Below are 17,557 nucleotides of genomic sequence, written 5' to 3'. Positions count from 1 at the left end.
TACCTATAACCCCGCCACGCCGAAGCACCTCTTTCCGGGATTGGAATGGCCGAAACTGCAACCGACACGATCCTCGTCCTGAACGGGCCGAACCTCAACTTGCTGGGGACGCGCGAGCCCGAAAAGTACGGTCATGCGACGCTGGCCGACGTCGAGGCGCTGTGCCGGGAGACAGCGGCGACCTTCGGCCTGAAGGCCGATTGCCGGCAGTCCAACCGCGAAGGCGAGCTGATCGACTTCATCCATGAGGCACACCGGCGCAAGATGAAGGGCATCGTCATCAACGCCGGCGGCTATTCCCACACCTCCATCGCGCTGCACGACGCACTGCTCGCGGTGCAGATTCCGACGGTCGAGGTGCACGTGACCAACATCCACGCCCGCGAGAGCTTTCGTCACCATTCCTACACCGCACGCGCGGCCTTCGCCTCGCTCTGCGGTTTCGGCATCGAGGGCTACCGCCTCGCCATTCAGGGCCTTGCCGCCAAGCTCGGCATCAAGCCCAACGCCTGACGCCCCCTTCCAACAGAACATTCGGATCAAACAACATGGCGCGCCAGCCAGACGACAAAGCAGCCGCAAAGTTTTCCAGCGAGGATTCGGCGCTCATCCGCGAGCTTGCCTTGCTGCTCGATGAAACCAGCCTGACCGAGATCGAGATCGAGCGGGCGGGGCTGCGCCTGCGCGTCGCCCGCAACATCAGCGTGGCCGCGACTATGCCGATGCCGATGGCGGCCGCTCCTGCCGCCATGACGGCGGCTGCAAGCGCGGCCGCGCCCGGCACTGCCGCGGCCGATCTGTCGAAGCATCCCGGCGCCGTGACCTCGCCGATGGTCGGCACCGCCTATTGGGCGCCGGAGCCGGGCGCAAAGCCGTTCATCGAGGTCGGCACCAAGGTCTCGGTCGGCCAGACGCTGCTGATCATCGAAGCCATGAAGACGATGAACCAGATCCCTTCGCCGCGCGCCGGCACGGTGACGCAGATCCTGGTCGAGGATGGCCAGCCGGTCGAGTACGGCGAGCCGCTGGTGATTATTGAGTGACGCGAATGGGGAATAGCGAATAGCGAATGGCGTCAGCCTTTCCTACTCGCCATTCGCCACTCGCCATTCGCTGCAGGACAATATGTTCGACAAGATCCTCATAGCCAATCGTGGCGAGATCGCCCTTCGCATCCTCAGGGCCTGCAAGGAGCTCGGGATCGCGACCGTCGCCGTGCACTCCACGGCCGACGCCGACGCCATGCATGTGCGGCTGTCGGACGAGAGCGTCTGCATCGGGCCGCCCTCGTCCAAGGACAGCTATCTCAACGTGCCCGCGCTGCTCGCGGCCTGCGAGATCACGGGCGCCGATGCCGTGCATCCCGGTTACGGCTTCCTCTCCGAGAACGCGCGCTTTGCGGAAATCCTCGCCGAGCACAATCTGCATTTCATCGGCCCGAAGGCCGAGCACATCCGCCTGATGGGCGACAAGATCGAGGCCAAGAAGACGGCGAAGCGCCTCGGCATTCCCGTGGTGCCCGGCTCCGATGGCGCGGTCGGCCCCGATGACGACGCGATGGCGATCGCCAGGAAGATCGGCTTCCCGGTGCTGGTGAAGGCGGCGGCCGGCGGTGGCGGCCGCGGCATGAAGGTCGCGCACAGCGAGGCCGACCTCCAGCTGGCGCTGTCGACGGCGGCCAACGAGGCCAGGTCCGCCTTTGGCGATGCGTCCGTCTATCTGGAAAAATATCTCCAGAAGCCGCGCCACATCGAGATCCAGATCCTCGGCGACGGCCGCGGCGGCGCCATCCATCTCGGTGAGCGCGACTGCTCGCTGCAGCGCCGGCACCAGAAGGTCTGGGAGGAAGGCCCCTCGCCCGTGCTCTCCGCCGCGGCGCGGGCCAGGATCGGCGAGACCTGCGCCAAAGCGATGCGCGAGATGAAATATCTCGGCGTCGGCACCATCGAGTTCCTCTACGAGGACGGCGAGTTCTACTTCATCGAGATGAACACCCGCATCCAGGTCGAGCATCCCGTCACCGAGAGCATCACCGACATCGACCTCGTGCTGGAGCAGATCCGCATCGCCGCCGGCGGCGACCTGCCCGCCAGGCAGGACGAAATCCAGGTCATCGGCCACGCGATCGAGTGCCGCATCAACGCCGAGAATCCGCAGACCTTCCGCCCCTCGCCCGGCCGGATCCTGCAATATCATCCGCCCGGCGGCCTCGGCGTCCGGATCGATTCCGCCGTCTATCAGGGCTACACGATCCCGCCTTATTACGATTCGCTCGTCGGCAAGCTGATCGTGCATGGCAAGACCCGCGCCGAATGCCTGATGCGGTTGCGCCGGGCGCTGGACGAGATGGTGGTCGAAGGCATCGAGACCACGCTGCCGCTGTTCCGGGCGCTTGTGCGCGAAGACGCCATCATCAACGGCGACTACCACATCCACTGGCTGGAGCAGTACCTCGCCGGCAAGCCGGAACCCGAAGCGGGATAGTCCTCTTGTGGAACCCTTTGGCCCCAATCGCGTTCTGGACGGTTGGGGCTAGTTCCAAAGGGGGCGTTTTGATCTCCATTGAGCGCAGACGGGTGAACCGCCGTGACGGCTGAAGGCCAGCGACGGCGCGCATTCTGGCAGATCCTGCTGTTCGCGGCGGGCCTTTTGGTGCTGACCGTGATCAGCGCCGGCTCCGTCTATCTCGTCAACAAGGCGCGGGAAGACAGCAAATGGGTGGTTCACACCATCGAGGTGGAGAACCAGATCAACGCCCTGCTGCTCGAAATCCGGCGCGCCGAGAGCGGCGCTCGCGGCTATCTCCTGACGCAGGGGGAGAATTTCAGGGTCGACCATGAAAAGGCCGTGGCGGCAATCATCCCCGCTCTCGACAAGCTCACGCGCCTGAGCGGCGACAATCCAGGGCAGCGCGAGAACGTCGAAAAGCTGAGCGCGGCGATTGAAATCCGCCTCGGCCAGTTCGCGCAGGAAATGGTGTTCATCCAGCAAGGCCAGCCGGACAAGGCCGCGGCACTGGTGCGTGAGGCCGCGGCCCAGGACACCACGACGAGGATCGCCACCGTCGCGAACGCGATGATCCAGGAGGAGGAGCGCCTGTTCCGCCTCCGCACTGCCAACTCCGACCACAGCCAGACCCTCGCCGCGTCGATGACCGGCATCGGCTCCGGCCTCGTGGTGGTGCTGGCGATGCTCTCGATCTGGTTGGTGCGGCGGTCGGCCCGCGCCCGGGACGAAGCCGAATCCCGGCTGCGCGATGCCAACGTCAATCTGGAGGCCGTCGTCGACGAACGCACGGCAGACCTGCGCGAAGCCAACGACGAGATCCAGCGCTTTGCCTATATCGTCAGCCACGATCTGCGCTCGCCGCTCGTCAACATCATGGGCTTCACCAGCGAACTCGAGGAGCTCGGCGGCGACATCTTCCGCCGCATCAGCAGCCTCGCTCACGTCCCCGCGGAGGGAGCGCCGCTGGCCCCCGCCGGGCCGGGCGAGATCGCGCTCGAGGGCGCCGACAAGCAGCTCTCGGAGGATTTTTCCGAAGCGCTCGGCTTCATCAAATCGTCGATCGCCAAGATGGACCGGCTGATCTCGGCCATCCTCAACCTCACGCGCGAGGGCCGGCGCGAATTCCAGCCGGTGAAGATCGACACGCGCGAGCTGATCGAGGCCATCGTCTCGACGCTGGCGCACCAGGCGGCCGAGGCGCAGGCCGAGATCCACCTCGAGCCCCTGCCGAACCTCGTGAGCGATCGTCTCGCACTCGAGCAGATCTTCTCGAACCTGATCGACAATGCGGTCAAATATCTCAAGCCCGGCATGCCCGGCGAGATCAGAATCCGCGGGCGGACCAAGCTCGGCTACGCTATCTTCGAGATCAGCGACAACGGCCGCGGTATCGATCCGAAGGATCACCAGCGGATCTTCGACCTGTTCCGCCGCGCGGGAACCCAGGACAAGCCCGGCCAGGGCATCGGTCTTGCGCATGTCCGTGCACTTGTGCGTCGCCTCGGCGGCACCATGTCGGTATCATCGGAACTGAACGCGGGCAGCACCTTCACGATCACGCTGCCGATCGCCTGGAATGTGAGCAACCGGAACACAGATCGATGACCCAGCCTGTCACCATCATCATGATCGAGGACGACGAGGGCCACGCCCGCCTGATCGAGCGCAATATCCGTCGCTCCGGCGTCAACAACGAGATCGTCTCCTTCCAGAACGGCACTGACGCGATGATGCACCTGTTTGGTGCCGACCGCTCCGGGCTGGTTCAGAAGGGCAATGCGCTCTTGATCCTGCTCGATCTCAACCTCCCCGACATGACCGGGATCGACATCCTGAAGCAGATCAAGGAGAACAAATATCTGAAGGCCTCGCCCGTGGTGGTGCTGACCACCACCGACGACTCCCAGGAAATCAAGCGCTGCTACGAGCTCGGCTGCAACGTCTACATCACCAAGCCCGTCAACTACGAGAATTTCGCCAATGCCATCCGGCAGCTCGGGCTGTTCTTCTCGGTCATCCAGGTCCCGCCCGCCGCCACATGAACCAGCCCACGCCGACACTGCTCTACATCGACGACGACGACGCGCTGGCGCGCCTGGTCGACCGCGGCCTGACGCGGCGCGGCTACCGGGTCGTTCACGCCGCGAGCGGCGAGGAAGGTCTCGAGCGCATCCGCCGCGCCAGCGCCGAAGGCGGCATCGATGTCGTTGCGCTCGATCAGTACATGCCGGGCCTCGACGGGCTGGAGACGCTCGAGCAGATCATGGCGATCCCGGACGCGCCGCCGGTCGTATTCGTCACCGCCTCGCAGGATTCCAGCATCGCGGTCACCGCGCTGAAGGCGGGTGCGGCCGACTATCTGGTGAAGGACGTCCAGGGCGACTTCATCCCGCTCCTCCACGTCGCCGCCGAAGGCGCGCTGCGCCAGGCCGCATTGCAGAGGGCGCGCGAGGAGGCCGAAGCCGAGATCCACGCCTCGCGCGACCGCTACGCGGCGCTTGCCGCCGAACGCGAGCTCCTGCTGCGCGAGGTCAACCACCGTGTCGGCAATTCGCTCCAGATCATCGCCTCGTTGCTGCACCTTCAGGCAAGCTCCGCCGCGCAGGACGAGGTCAAGGCGGCACTGACCAATGCGATGGGCCGCGTTGCCGCGGTCGCACAGGTGCACCGCCGCCTCTACACCTCGCAGGATCTGAAAAGCGTGGTCCTGAACCAGTATCTGGACTCACTGCTCGAGGACCTGCGCCGCTCGGCCGAAGGCAACCGGATGTCGCGCCTGACGCTGAAGGCCGAGCCGATCGAGATCGACCCGGACCGTGCGGTCGCCGTCGGCATCATCGTCAACGAGCTGGTGATGAACGCGGTGAAATACGCCTATCCCGACGGCGCCGGCCCGATCCATGTCGAGCTGGTCTCGCATGGCGACGATCTCCTGCTCGCGATCACCGACGATGGCGTCGGCGACAACGTCAAGGCCGATCCGCGCTCCACCGGCATGGGCCAGCGCATCGTCGCCGCCATGGCCTCCAAGCTCGATGCCTCGGTCGAGCGCGATCCCGCGCATTCCGGAACCCGCGTCGTGCTGAAGTTCGGCCGCGTGCCCGCAGCCCCCGGCAAGACCAGCACCGCCGCCGCGAGCTGACCTCGCGCCGGGTTGCGCCACCCATCGCAACCGCATTGCGATCCTGCTATGATGGCAAACCATGACTTCGCGCGACTCCGCCCCGTCTGAAATCACGCCGGCCGTGCTGCTGCGCGCTTATGCCTGCGGCATCTTCCCGATGGCGGAAAGTGCCGACGATCCGACCCTGTTCTGGGTCGAGCCGGAATTGCGCGGCGTCATCCCGCTCGACGGTTTTCGCGTCGCCTCGCGGCTTGCGCGCACCGTACGGTCCGACGCCTTTCGCGTGACCGTCAACACCGCCTTCAAGGCGACGATCGCCGGCTGCGCCGCGCCGCAGGCAGGACGCGAGGACACCTGGATCAACAAGCGCATCCGCGACCTCTATGGCGGCCTCTTCGAGCTCGGCCATTGCCACAGCGTCGAGGCCTGGCAGGGCGACGACCTCGTCGGCGGGCTGTACGGCGTGAGCCTCGGACGGGCCTTCTTCGGCGAGAGCATGTTCCACACCGCGCGCGATGCCTCGAAGGTCGCGCTGGTGCATCTGGTCGCGCGGCTCATCTATGGCGGCTTCGAGCTGCTCGACACCCAATATGTCACCGAGCATCTGAAGAGCTTCGGCGCGGTCGAGATTTCGCGGCGACGCTATACGGCGCTGCTCGACAAGGCGCTGGCGGGCGAAGCCGGCGACTTTCTGAGGCTCTCCGACGGCGAAGCGATCCCCGGCGCACGCGCGCTCGAGATCATCGCCTCGCGGCAATGATCGACAGCCGGGCTCGATTTTAGCGGCCGAGCCCGGGGATACCGAACAGACCTGGCCGCTGCTCCGGCGGCGGCGGTGGCGGAGCCGGTTGCTGCTGCGGCGGTGGCGGCAAGGGCTGCGGCGGACGCTGCTGCACGGCCTGCTTGGGCGCAGCCTTCTTCTGCGCCGGCGGCGGCGCTGCGGGCTTGGTCGCAGGATCCGGTGCCGCGGTCGCAATGGTCTGCTGCGGCTCCTTGCAGTCGGTCAGCCAGATGTCGTAGATCGGATGCTCGACGCCGTGCAGGCCCGGGCTTGCCGCATACATCCAGCCCGAGAAGATACGCTTCACCTCGCCCTGCAGGGTGATCTCGTCGACCTCGACGAAGGCGTCGGTGTTGGTGGCCTCCGTTGCCGGCCGCGTATAGCAGGCGTCGGTCTTGACCCTGAGCGCGCCGAACTGGACGGTCTCGCCGATCTCCTCGTCGAAATTGATGATGCGCCCGGTGATCTTGTCGAGGCCGGAGAAGGTCGCCTTCTTGTTCACGATCTTCTGGGCCGGCGGCTCGGTCACGACCTCGTCGCCCGGCTGGAGGCTTGCCGGGGTCTGCGGGACCGTGCCCGGCGCACCCTTCTGCTGGGGCTGGCGCTGACCAGGCGCACCTTGCGGACTGGGCGGAGCGATCGCCGCGGACGGCGGCTGGTTTGGCGGCGCCACGGTCGAGCCCGGCGGCGGCGCCAGCGGCTGGCTCTCGACCGGCCCCGGCATCACGTTACCTTGGCGGCCCGGCGGCGGCGCCATCGGGCGGGACGGCAGCACGCGGCCCTGCGGCGGCAGCTCCGGCACCTCTTCGTCGTCCTCGGGGACCTGCGGCTGCGGCTGGCCGCGCGGAATGCTGCCGGGCGGCCGCAGCGGCGGCGGATCCGAAAAGATCGTGCCGATCTGCGCCTGAGCCGGCGTCGCAACGGTCAGCGCGGTGGCGGCCAGCAGTGCCGCAAGGCCTGTCAGGGAAAAGGTTTTGAACATCTCGCGCGGCTTCAACAGCGAATCGGGCTCGTTGGACATTTTACAGGGGATACCGCCGCTCGCAGGCCTCCGGTTAACACGGGGAATACGGCGGGGGAAGGGCGGCATCCCTGCCCTTCCCGGCGCGGTCTGGCCAGGCCAGCTCCCGGATGGGATAGTCATGGAATAGTTTTGGGATCGTCATGGCCCCTCCCCGGGGCCGAAGGCGGGCGTTGCGCCGAATGACATCCAACGATCACTGGAAACTCCAAGGTCCCGCTTCATGCCCGTTGTGCTCGATCCCGACGCCGTCGCCGTCTACAAGGCCTTCCAGGAGGCCGGCCGCCCCGCCTACGAGACCCTGACCGCGGACGAAGCACGCGCCTACTATTCCCAGGCGCGGTTTGCCACCAACCCTGACGCGCCGGAGCTGGCGCGCGTCGCGCCGCTGGCGATACCGGCACCGCACGGGGCGATCCCAGCCCGCCTCTACGTGCCCAAGGAACCGCGCCAGCACGACGGCCTGTCGCCGGCGCTGGTGTTCTTCCACGGCGGCGGCTGGGTGATCGGCGATCTCGACTCCCACGACGTCGTCTGCCGCCAGCTCGCGGCCGAAGGCGCACTGATCGTGATCTCGGTCGACTACCGCCTCGCGCCCGAGCACAAGTTTCCTGCCGCCGCCGATGACGCGATCGCCGCAACCAGATGGATCGCCGCGCATGCGCGCGATCTCGGCGTCGACGCCTCGCGCCTGTCGATCGGCGGCGACAGCGCCGGCGGCAATCTCGCCGCGGTCGTGGCGCTCGCCGCGCGTGACGCTGGCGGCCCCGCGCTCGCGGGTCAGGTGTTGATCTATCCGGCGACCGATTTCGCCATGACGCACGACTCCCATAGCGAGCCCGAGACCAGCGTGCTGCTGACGCATTCGGTGATCCGCTGGTTCCGCGACCACTACCTCAATGGCGCCGCCGACATCCACGACTGGCGCGCCTCGCCGGCGCGCGCGCAGAACCTTGCCGGCCTGCCCCCCGCCTACGTGCTGACCGCCGGCGCCGATCCCTTGCGCGACGAGGGCGACGAATATGCCGAGCGCCTCAGGCGGGCCGGCGTGCCCGTGACCTACAAGCACTTCCCCGGCCAGTTCCACGGCTTCTTCACCATGGGAAGGCTGTTGCGACAGGCGAACGTCGCCGTGAGCGAGATCGGCGTCTGGTTGAAGGGATTGGGCTGACCCCTCCCGCATGCCGTCCGTTCTTCATCCCATCTTCGCTCTTCCCCTGCGCGGACTGACATGGCTCGGCAGCCAGGGCACCCGCGCGGTCGCCGCCGTCGCCTTCATCGCGGTCGCGGTGCCGCCGCTCGGCGCGCTGCTGCGCCCCTATGTCACCGAGGCGATTTTCCTTCTGCTCTGCATCTCGTTCATGCGGGTCGATCTGGCCGCGCTCTACGGCCATCTCCGCAGGCCGGCGCTGGTCGCCACCGCCACGGCCTGGACCACGATCGGCGTGCCGCTGATCGTCGGATTGATCGCCCATGCAACGGGGCTGGCGAGCCACTCGCCCGGCCTTGCTCTCGCGCTGATGCTCCAGGGCATGGCCTCGCCGATGATGGCCTCGCCGGCACTCGCCGCGCTGATGGGGCTCGACGCCACCTTGGTGCTGGTCACGCTGGTGACCTCGACCGCGCTCGTTCCCTTCACGGCTTCGATGTTCGCAGGTCTGTTCCTCGACGGAATGCTCAGCATCTCGCCGCTTGCACTCGGCCTGAAGCTGCTCGGCATTCTCGCCGCGTCGCTGCTCGCCGCGACCGTCATCCGCTGGATCTTCGGCGCGCAGGCGATCCAGCGCCGGAAGCGGCCGATCGATGGCTTCAACATCATCATCCTGTTTGTGTTCGCGTCCGCAGTCATGGGGGATGTCGCGAGCGAGCTGGTGAGCCAGCCGGTGTTCACCATCGGCCTCGCGCTGCTGTCCTTCGCGATCTATTTCACACTGCTCGCGATCACCACGCTGCTGTTCCGCCGCATCGGCTATGAGCGCGCGCTTGCGCTCGGGCTGATGGTGTCACAGCGCAATCTCGGCCTGATGCTGGCGGCGACGGCCGGCGCGCTGCCGCCGACCACCTGGCTCTATTTCGCCATGACGCAATTCCCGATACATCTTGCGCCATACATGCTGATGCCGATCGCGCGGCGCCTGACGGCACGGGCAGATGCGTCCAGCGGGGAAAACAAGGCTGACGTTCATTCGTTTGCGTCGCACCGACGCAGTGGAGGAACATCAATCCATGGCCCCCGTTGAAGCCTCTCATCGACAAGGAGGTTCGCGATGAAGTTTGCCACAATTCTGGTTCTCGGCTCGCTCGCCGTGGGCTCGGCAGCGAGAGCCGATCAACCCGGACCCGACTGGATGCCGATGGAGCAAGTGAAGGCCAAAGTCATGGAGTCGGGCTATTCGGAGGTCACCAAGCTTGAAGCCGACGATGGCCAGTGGGAGGGCGAAGGCGTCAAGAACGGACAGAAGATGGAATTCCATGCCGACCCCAAGACTGGCGCGATCGTGCGCGAGAAGCCCGATCGATGAGCATCGCCGAAGTCCGCTTCTAAGGCGGGAGATTCAGCGGTGGTCGACTTGGACGAACGCCCTGGTCTCATCCGTTCAGCCGCGCTTGTCAGCGGTGCCGAGCATCACTGGCCGCTTCCTTTGACCTTGGCAAGATAGTCGACGATGGCGGGCACGTCGCTGTCCTCGACGGGAGCTCCATAGGCCTTGATCATCTTGTGCACCTCGGATTCCCAGGTGGACCTGGGCAAGGCCGGCTGGTTCAGCACCATGTCTGCCGAATGGCAAGCCAGGCAGTTGTTGTTGATGGCATCCGCTTCGGATCCACCGGGGAACAGCGCATCACCCGCCGGAAGCTCCACAGTCGTGGAGGAAATTGCGGGGGCCGGCCACGCGGGCGTGGATGCCAGCAGAGCGGCGAACGAGGTGCCGACGACGAAGATGAGGTGACGCATGGTGGTGCTCCTAGATCGCGGTGAGTTGGACCGTCTCAACGACGTTGCGCATGAAGCCGCTGGTGTTCCAGTTCGATGCTGCCGGCTGAATGTCGCCGGCGGTGTTCGTGCAGCGGACCATCAACGAATGGCCGCCCTTCATCAGTTGTGGAATCTCCAACTGCCAGCGGCGGAAGCTGTACTTGCCGTGGTCCTCGCCAAGCGTCGCGGGTTGCCACGTCCGGCCATCATCCATCGATAGCTCGACCTTGGCGACACCGGCATCACCGCCGAACGCGATCCCGCGGATTGTTGCGACTGCGCCCGCCGGAAGCGATGCGCCGTCCACGATGTTCGTGAAGAATGACCGTGGCACCATGCGGCTGATCGGAACCATCTTTACGCCGGTCTGGCCCGGCTTGATGTTGGCATGCGGCGTATCCGGAACGGTGTAGGCAGTCGCCATCCAGTAATTGTCGTCCTGGCGATCGAGAACCTCGATGTCGCTGAGCATCTTGACCCAATAGGTCGAGTACCATCCCGGCACGATCAGCCGCAGCGGGAAGCCGTTGAGGAGCGGCAGTTGCTCGCCGTTCATGGCAAAGGCGATCATGACCTCGCCGTCACGGGCGTGATCGACATCGAGCGACTTGCGGAAATCGGGTGCGTCGGGCACGACCGGCTCGTCCAGTCCGTTGAAGCGGACCTGAACTGCGCCCGGCCTGACGCCCGCGCGGTCCAGCACGTCCTTGAGCAGGACTCCCGTCCACCGCGCATTGCCCATCGCGCCATGCGCCCATTGCGCGCCCGGCACGCGAGGCAGGAAGAACCCTCGCGAATTGCCCGAGCATTGGTTGACGGCGGCAAGCTCGACACGGGGCAACTTGAGCAGGTCGCCGATGGACAACGAGAGGGTCTGGTCGACGTGACCGCGCACGGTCAGTCTGAAGGCGTCAGCATCCACCGAGGTCGGTATCACCGCCCAGTGCCAGCGCACATAGAACTGGTCGTTGGGGGTGAACACGCCGCGGTCGAACACCTCCATCGGGGTCTCGAGCAGTGGCGGTCGCGTGCGCTGCAGGATCATGCTCCCCTTTTGCGGAAAGTCATGCGTGATCGGCCGATCACGCGGCTCGCCCGCGATCGGCAGCCGGATCGATTGATCGGCGCGGACCGATGAGCCGGCGAGCGTGAGGCCGGCAACCCCGAGGGCTCGAAGCATGGCGCGGCGGGACAATGCCGGAAAGCGTGCATGGTCGAAATGTTGGGACATCGAAGACTCCTCAGGAATGGATTTGTGCTGGTTCAGTCCCGCGGCTCATCCGAGGAGCAAGTCCGCGAGCGGATCTTCGACGGGCTGGCGAGGTTGCGCCTGCCGGATGGTCGGAAGATGCCTGTCGATCTGGCGAAAGCCTCGTTCCGGGTGAACGGCAATTCTGGGATCCAGCACGTGCACCGGGCTGCCGGCAAGCGCGGACGGCGCACCAAGCGTGGACGCGGCGGCGACGAACAGGGCGATCGCAAGGAAAGCGCGACGTGAATGGGTCATTTTCGTTCTCCATGTCTGTATTTCCGGCACGCAGTGCTTGAAGTGCCTGCCTGTGTCCAAAGAGGTAGACCTCGGCGCATCGGCAATCCAACGAGATGATCAGATCGTTCTGATCGCCGACAGCGATCGAATCCCGCAGGCGCTTGCACGCGCGCGTCGGCGCCCTCGCCGGCGAGACGTGGGTTCGATCGTTGCGGAATCGGTGCTGCGGGCGGGCGCAGCTCTGCCTACGGTGCAGCGCCGGCAGCGATGCTGGACATCAGGGCGGCTTCCGCCTTGCTGATATGCCGCTCCTTGTGACGGAGCGCGTAGAATGAACGCTTGGCCAAGTCGTCCTCGAGCTGGACCAGCCGTTTTGCCGCTATCGCCTTTTCAACCACGAGATCGGAGACGGCCGCAGCGCAGCCGCCCGCCTCGACCGCGGTTCGGATCGCCTCGTTCGAGGCTAGTTCGAGCTGCACCGTCAGGTCGGCGAGGCGCACCCCGCGCTTCTTTAGGGCGCGCTCGAACATGGCCCGCGTTCCGGAGCCCGGCTCGCGAAGGATCCACGGTGTCCTGGTCATCCAGTCGGCGGGCAGCTTCTTTTGGTTCGCCAGCGGGTGCCGCGCACCCACGACGGCGACCAGCGCATCGCCGTCGACCCGGCGGGCGGACAATGCGGCGTCGTCAATGTCGCCCTCGACGAAACCGACATCCGCCATGCCGTCGCGAACGTCGGTTGCGACCTGCTCGCTGTTGGCGATCCTGACGTTGATTTCGATGCCGGGATGGACGGCCTGAAACGCCAGCAATCTCATCGGAAGCCAGTAGCTCCCAACCGTCTGGCTTGCCGCGATCACCAGTCGGCCGGCCTTGAGGCCGGCAAAATCGCGCAGGACCTGCTCGGCGGCGTGCGCACGCGCCAGCACCGCACGCGCTTCCCCGAGAAACGTGCGGCCCATATGCGTCAGAACGATGCCGCGTCCCACCCGATCGAACAGCTTGACCCCGTAGCGTCCTTCGAGCGCGGCGATTGCCGCGCTCGTGGCCGATTGTGTCAAATTCAATTCGTGGGCGGCCTGGGTGACGTGCTGCTTGTCGGCGACAGCGGCGAAGATCCGGAGCTGTTCGAGCGTCATGGTCATCCAACGAGTTTGACGAGGATCAGGCTGAAGCCTGCGATGAAGAGAAACGCGAGCGCGCCCAGCATAGCCGGACGCAGCCCCTCCGCGTACAATTTCGAGACGTCGGTCTCAAGGCCCATGGCCGCGAGCGCCATCGTGAGCAGGAAGGTCGAGAGCGTGATCGTCGCGCTCCTGAGGCCTGCCGGAATGCACACGACGCTGTTGAGTGCGGCTATCGCGACAAAGCCGATCGCGAACCAAGGGATCGGCGGCCTTGCCGACTTGCCGCCGGCCGGCTGCGCCGAAGCCCGGGTGACGACGCTCAAGGTCAGGACGACCGGCGCGAGCAGCATGACACGGGCAAGCTTGGCAACGGTTGCCATTTCACCCGCCCGCTGGCTGTTCTGGAACGAGGCGGCAGCCACCTGGGCGATCTCGTGGATGGATGCGCCGCTCCAGAGGCCGTACGCGTCGGCATCGAGATGCAGGAGGCAAGGCAGCATGGGATAGACGAACATCGCGATCGAGCCGAAGACCGTGACGCACGCGATCGCATATGCGACGTCCTCGTCGGAAGCTTCGGTGACGCTGTTGGTCGCCACGACGGCTGACGCACCGCAGATCGAGGTGCCCGCGGCGATCAGTCGTGCGAGCTTGCGTTCGACGCCCAGCGCACGCCCTGCTGCGAGCGTGAATCCGAACGTGGCAACGAGCGTGCCGGCGACGATGAGGAACCCCTTGGTGCCGACGCTGGCAAGCTGGGCCAGCGTGATCTGGAAGCCCAGGAGCACGATCGCGAGCCGAAGCAGACGGCGCATGCTGAAGCTGATTCCAGCGCGGGCGAGAGTTGGCGTTCCGGCGAGGTTGCGCACGGCCATTCCGATCGCGATCGCCAGGATCATGGGACTGAACGTCGCGACGGCAGGAATACTGCGCATCATGTTGGCGACCACGGCAATGGTCGCGGCCAGCGCGACGCCGGGGACGATCGCAAGGACGGAGTCCCGATATGACAGGATGTTGCCGCGCATGGCACGCGTGGCTGGGTATGGGCGGGAATTCTGAACGATGGTCATTGGCGTATCTCCGGGGAGCGAGGGACGCGACGGCGAACGCCGCCGCGTCTCTCATCGATCGGTCAATCGGTCGCGGCTGCGAGATGCCGACGCAGGCCCTGGTTCACCTGATCGATCGCAGCCTCGGTGGAGGGCACGTGACGCAGTGCGTTGAGCAACACGAAATCGTGGATCGTGCCGTTGTAGCGAACCGCATCCACACTGACCCCGGCCTCCTTCAGCTTCCTCGCATAGGCCTCGCCCTCATCGCGCAGCGGATCGTTCTCCGCGGTGATGACGAGCGCGGGGGGCAGTCCCTTCAATTGTTCGCTGCTGGCGCGCAGCGGCGATACGTAAGGATTGTCCCGGATCTTCGCGGCGGGCGCATAGAGATCCCAGCCGTACTTCATGAAGGCGCGGGCGAGGAAACGGCCGGCTCCGTATTCATGATATGACGCCGTATCGACGCTGGCGTCGGTCGCAGGGATGAGCAGCGCCTGGTACCTGATCTGCGGCCCGTTGCGGTCCTTCGCCATCAGGGCCAGTGCCGCACCCATGTTGCCGCCGACCGAGTTCCCTGCAATCGCGATACGATGGCCGTCGGCACCGAATTCGTCGGCATGCACCGCGATCCACTTGAGCGCGGCATAACATTCTTCGAGTTGCGTCGGATACTTCGCTTCCGGCAACGGCGTGTATTCCACGAACAGGCCGATCTGCCCCGAGCCCACGACCAGGTCCCGCAACAGGCGCTGATGGTTCTGGAAGTTGCCGGCGATCCAGACTCCGCCGTGGATGAAAAGCACGACGCCAGGTCTGCCGGTCAGACGCTCGGGCTTCATGACGTAAAGCTTCACGGCGCGCCCGTCCTGCTCGATGGTCAACGCGGTCGTGGTGACGCCGGACATGTCCACTGCAGTCTGAGACTGCAGCGATGTCAGTACGCCTTGCGGCTCGGGTTGGGGCAACTCCCAGAATGGCGAGCTGTCCTTGTTGATCTCGGCGAGAAATGCACGGACCTCGGGATCGAGGCGCGGATCGTTGGCGGGAGCCGGCGCAGCCGTTGCCGCCTGATTCATCAGGCTCGCTTCAGTGACAGGGGTTGCAAACGTTGTGGTGCGGTTCATGGGATTGATCCAATGCTGGTTGGAGTGACTCACTGAGGGGTCTCAGCGCAGCGAGGATCGGAGAATCCAATTAATTGATCCAACGAATTGTTATTGTTTAACCAATCGATAAAATCGATTATTTTGGCTGCAGCAGGCGCAGGCCAGCCGATCGCGGAATAGGACGTCGCGCACGAGCTAACACTTGTGAGATCGGACTAGTCCCGAACTCCTCGAGGCCAGTCGCGAACGAGGTCCGTAGCGCGCCTACCCCACCCGCGCCGCGCGCCGCAGGGCCTGCGGCGGCTGGCCGAAGGCGCGGATGAAGGCGCGCCGCATTCGCTCGGGATCGCGGAATCCGGTCGTTTCCGCAACGAGCTCGATCGCCTCGCGCGAGGACTGCACGCGCTCGCGCGCGACTTCGAGCCGCAGGCGCTCGATCGCCTTGGATGGCGTCGTGCCGGTCTCGGCGGCAAAGGCACGGGCAAAATGCCGAGCGCTCATGCCGGCGCGATCGGCGAGATCTTCCACCGTCAGCGGCGTGTCGAGGTTTTCACGTGCCCAGGACAGCAGTGCGCCGAACCGCCCGTTCGGCGTCTTCAGCTCCAGCAGCGAGGAGAATTGCGACTGGCCGCCGCTGCGGCGGTGATAGAGCACGAGCTGGCGTGCGGTCTGCTGTGCGATCTCCTCGCCGTGGTCCTCGGTGATCATCGCGAGCGCGAGATCGATGCCCGCGGAGATGCCTGCCGAGGTCCAGACATTGTCGTCCCGGGTGAAGATCTGGTCCGGCTCGAATTTCACCTTGGGAAAGCGCGCGACGAAATCGCGCGTCCGCCCCCAATGCGTGGTGGCGCGGCGGCCGTCGAGAAGTCCCGCTTCGGCGAGCACATAGGCGCCCGAGCAAACGCTCGCGACCCGAACGCCACGCTTTGCCAGCCGCTGCAAGAAGGCCCGCGTGACCTCGCAGCGCGCGGCATCGGCAACGCCCACGCCGCCGGCCACGACCAGCGTCGTGATCGCGCTCGCCGCCTTGAAGTCGCGCGCCATCATCTCGACCCCGGATGAGCTGCGCACGAGCCCCGGCTTGACTGCCAGCACGCGGATGGCCGGCGTCTTGCCGGTGCAGCGCGCTGCGATCTCGAACGCCGAGATCGGGCCTGCCGCATCGAGCAGCTGGAAATCCGGGAAGATCAGGATGCCGATCATGGGCCAACTCCTAACGATATGTCCGAAAGTGAGGGAATTACGCCATTTCGGACGGGAAGGCAGCATGACATCGTGCCGGCGTCAAGCTCGCAATTGGAGGATCTGCCGATGTCGTCACCGCTCCAGATTGGTCTGTTGGTGTTTCCGCGCGTCACCCAGCTGGACTTCACCGGCCCCCTGCAGGTGTTCGCCATGGTCCCCGGCGTAAAACTGCACCTCGTGTGGAAGCGGATCGAACCGGTGCCGAGCGATTCCGTGATGACGCTGACGCCGACCACGACGTTTGCGGACTGCCCTCAACTCGACGTGATCTGCGTGCCCGGCGGCAGTGGCACCAACGACCTGCTCAACGACGAGGAGGTGCTCGACTTCCTGCGCAGACAGGCCGACGGCGCCAAATACGTCACCTCGGTCTGCACGGGATCGCTCGCGCTCGGCGCCGCAGGCCTGTTGAAGGGCTACCGCGCCGCCACCCATTGGAGCGCGATGGACATGCTCGCCCAGTTCGGCGCGACGCCGACAAAGACGCGCGTCTGCATCGATCGCAACCGCATCACCGGCGGCGGCGTCACCGCCGGCATCGATTTCGCGCTGACGTTGGTATCGATCATGGTCGATCGCACGACGGCGGAAGCGATCCAGCTCCAGATGGAATACAATCCGGCGCCACCGTTCAATTCGGGCTCGCCCGACACCGCTTCCGCCGAGGTGAAGGCGTTGCTGAAGGAGCGCGGCGCACAGAACCAGGCGCGGCGGCTCGAAGCGGTGAAGCGCGCGGCTGAAAGGGTGATGTAGCGCACGCCGATACTCTCGTGTCCCGGACGCGCCGCACCGCTGAAGAAGCGCTGCGCTGCGTCCGGGGCACGAGACCTTCGCAAGCCCCCCAAAAGAAAAAGGCCGCTCGGTTTCCCAAGCGGCCCTTCCTGTCTTACGGCGGCTGCACATTCACATCGGGCGATTTCGGAGCTTCCAGACCGGGGGCCTATCTCCCGATCGAGTCCTGGTCGGCGGCCGCTGCATCTCGGGACAGTCGCGAGCTGTTGCCCGAACCGAACGCGATGGTCTCCCATCTCCGTAAGATGGGATCATTGAGCCGCATCGGCCGCGTCAATGCAACGCTGGCGCGAGCGGCATCCCCGCTGTTCCCGTTGTCCACAGGAGTGCGGCGC

The 17,557-nt window shown here is 65.7% G+C and carries 19 protein-coding genes; 12 read left to right on the top strand and 7 right to left on the bottom strand.

Annotated elements, in window-relative coordinates; translation table 11 throughout:
* The first annotated feature begins 45 nt into the window (after nucleotides 1-45).
* From aroQ to aat, 7 genes are all read left to right on the top strand, one after another.
* The gene (gene aroQ / locus FJV43_RS34545) at nucleotides 46-513 is read left to right on the top strand and encodes a type II 3-dehydroquinate dehydratase (RefSeq protein WP_239623389.1); all 468 of its coding nucleotides are present in this window, start codon (nucleotides 46-48) and stop codon (nucleotides 511-513) included.
* A gap of 35 nt (nucleotides 514-548) precedes the next feature.
* A complete protein-coding gene (gene accB, locus FJV43_RS34540) occupies nucleotides 549-1,043 on the top strand; it encodes an acetyl-CoA carboxylase biotin carboxyl carrier protein (RefSeq protein WP_239623388.1) in 495 nt (164 codons plus the stop codon).
* A gap of 82 nt (nucleotides 1,044-1,125) precedes the next feature.
* Nucleotides 1,126-2,484 carry an acetyl-CoA carboxylase biotin carboxylase subunit gene (gene accC / locus FJV43_RS34535; RefSeq protein WP_239623387.1) on the top strand — a complete coding sequence of 453 codons (1,359 nt, stop codon included), beginning with the start codon at nucleotides 1,126-1,128 and terminating at the stop codon, nucleotides 2,482-2,484.
* 102 nt (nucleotides 2,485-2,586) lie between these two features.
* Nucleotides 2,587-4,113, top strand: coding sequence for a CHASE3 domain-containing protein (locus FJV43_RS34530; RefSeq protein ID WP_239623386.1), 1,527 nt, complete (start codon nucleotides 2,587-2,589; stop codon nucleotides 4,111-4,113).
* Entirely contained in the window at nucleotides 4,110-4,550 is a 441-nt protein-coding gene (locus FJV43_RS34525; protein ID WP_028177209.1) for a response regulator, read from the top strand. Before FJV43_RS34530 ends, FJV43_RS34525 begins: the two co-directional genes overlap by 4 nt.
* Nucleotides 4,547-5,650, top strand: a complete 1,104-nt coding sequence (locus FJV43_RS34520) for a histidine kinase dimerization/phosphoacceptor domain -containing protein (RefSeq protein ID WP_239623385.1) — start codon at nucleotides 4,547-4,549, stop codon at nucleotides 5,648-5,650. Before FJV43_RS34525 ends, FJV43_RS34520 begins: the two co-directional genes overlap by 4 nt.
* Before the next feature lie 61 nt (nucleotides 5,651-5,711).
* A complete protein-coding gene (gene aat / locus FJV43_RS34515; protein WP_239623384.1) occupies nucleotides 5,712-6,392 on the top strand; it encodes a leucyl/phenylalanyl-tRNA--protein transferase in 681 nt (226 codons plus the stop codon).
* A 19-nt stretch (nucleotides 6,393-6,411) separates the two neighbouring features.
* On the opposite strand, the gene FJV43_RS34510 is transcribed toward aat, so the two are convergent.
* Nucleotides 6,412-7,434 (bottom strand): DUF2155 domain-containing protein, encoded by a 1,023-nt coding sequence (locus FJV43_RS34510; protein ID WP_239623383.1) that lies wholly within the window; start codon nucleotides 7,432-7,434, stop codon nucleotides 6,412-6,414.
* 223 nt (nucleotides 7,435-7,657) lie between these two features.
* Between FJV43_RS34510 and FJV43_RS34505 the strand changes: the two genes are divergently transcribed.
* Genes FJV43_RS34505 through FJV43_RS34495 form a run of 3 tightly spaced genes read left to right on the top strand, consistent with a single transcriptional unit; the run spans nucleotide 7,658 to nucleotide 9,956 of the window.
* Nucleotides 7,658-8,605: an alpha/beta hydrolase gene (locus FJV43_RS34505; protein ID WP_239623382.1), complete on the top strand. Its 948-nt coding sequence runs from the start codon at nucleotides 7,658-7,660 to the stop codon at nucleotides 8,603-8,605.
* A 10-nt stretch (nucleotides 8,606-8,615) separates the two neighbouring features.
* Nucleotides 8,616-9,674 (top strand): Na+-dependent transporter, encoded by a 1,059-nt coding sequence (locus FJV43_RS34500; RefSeq protein WP_239623381.1) that lies wholly within the window; start codon nucleotides 8,616-8,618, stop codon nucleotides 9,672-9,674.
* Between the two features lie 27 nt (nucleotides 9,675-9,701).
* A complete protein-coding gene (locus FJV43_RS34495) occupies nucleotides 9,702-9,956 on the top strand; it encodes a PepSY domain-containing protein (RefSeq protein ID WP_239623380.1) in 255 nt (84 codons plus the stop codon).
* A 104-nt stretch (nucleotides 9,957-10,060) separates the two neighbouring features.
* On the opposite strand, the gene FJV43_RS34490 is transcribed toward FJV43_RS34495, so the two are convergent.
* Both FJV43_RS34490 and FJV43_RS34485 read right to left on the bottom strand, forming a co-directional pair.
* A complete protein-coding gene (locus FJV43_RS34490) occupies nucleotides 10,061-10,390 on the bottom strand; it encodes a cytochrome c (RefSeq protein WP_239623379.1) in 330 nt (109 codons plus the stop codon).
* 10 nt (nucleotides 10,391-10,400) lie between these two features.
* Nucleotides 10,401-11,642, bottom strand: coding sequence for a molybdopterin-dependent oxidoreductase (locus FJV43_RS34485; RefSeq protein WP_239623378.1), 1,242 nt, complete (start codon nucleotides 11,640-11,642; stop codon nucleotides 10,401-10,403).
* Here FJV43_RS34485 and FJV43_RS34480 point away from each other — a divergent pair.
* Nucleotides 11,622-11,909 carry a hypothetical protein gene (locus tag FJV43_RS34480; protein WP_239623377.1) on the top strand — a complete coding sequence of 96 codons (288 nt, stop codon included), beginning with the start codon at nucleotides 11,622-11,624 and terminating at the stop codon, nucleotides 11,907-11,909. The genes FJV43_RS34485 and FJV43_RS34480 overlap by 21 nt on opposite strands.
* A 236-nt stretch (nucleotides 11,910-12,145) precedes the next feature.
* On the opposite strand, the gene FJV43_RS34475 is transcribed toward FJV43_RS34480, so the two are convergent.
* From FJV43_RS34475 to FJV43_RS34460, 4 genes are all read right to left on the bottom strand, one after another.
* A complete protein-coding gene (locus FJV43_RS34475; RefSeq protein WP_239623376.1) occupies nucleotides 12,146-13,036 on the bottom strand; it encodes a LysR family transcriptional regulator in 891 nt (296 codons plus the stop codon).
* 2 nt (nucleotides 13,037-13,038) lie between these two features.
* Nucleotides 13,039-14,097 carry a YeiH family protein gene (locus FJV43_RS34470; protein WP_239623375.1) on the bottom strand — a complete coding sequence of 353 codons (1,059 nt, stop codon included), beginning with the start codon at nucleotides 14,095-14,097 and terminating at the stop codon, nucleotides 13,039-13,041.
* A 62-nt stretch (nucleotides 14,098-14,159) separates the two neighbouring features.
* Entirely contained in the window at nucleotides 14,160-15,203 is a 1,044-nt protein-coding gene (locus FJV43_RS34465) for an alpha/beta hydrolase (RefSeq protein WP_239623374.1), read from the bottom strand.
* A gap of 246 nt (nucleotides 15,204-15,449) precedes the next feature.
* A complete protein-coding gene (locus FJV43_RS34460; protein WP_239623373.1) occupies nucleotides 15,450-16,388 on the bottom strand; it encodes a GlxA family transcriptional regulator in 939 nt (312 codons plus the stop codon).
* 108 nt (nucleotides 16,389-16,496) lie between these two features.
* Here FJV43_RS34460 and FJV43_RS34455 point away from each other — a divergent pair, with 108 nt between their 5' ends.
* Nucleotides 16,497-17,183 (top strand): DJ-1/PfpI family protein, encoded by a 687-nt coding sequence (locus FJV43_RS34455; RefSeq protein WP_239623372.1) that lies wholly within the window; start codon nucleotides 16,497-16,499, stop codon nucleotides 17,181-17,183.
* The last annotated feature ends 374 nt before the right edge of the window (nucleotides 17,184-17,557 follow it).

Origin of the sequence: Bradyrhizobium sp. I71 (genome assembly GCF_022354745.1) — a bacterium.
GTDB lineage: Bacteria > Pseudomonadota > Alphaproteobacteria > Rhizobiales > Xanthobacteraceae > Bradyrhizobium > Bradyrhizobium liaoningense.
The sequence above is the reverse complement of the archived record's forward strand: the minus strand, read 5'-3'. Positions and strand labels throughout refer to the sequence as shown.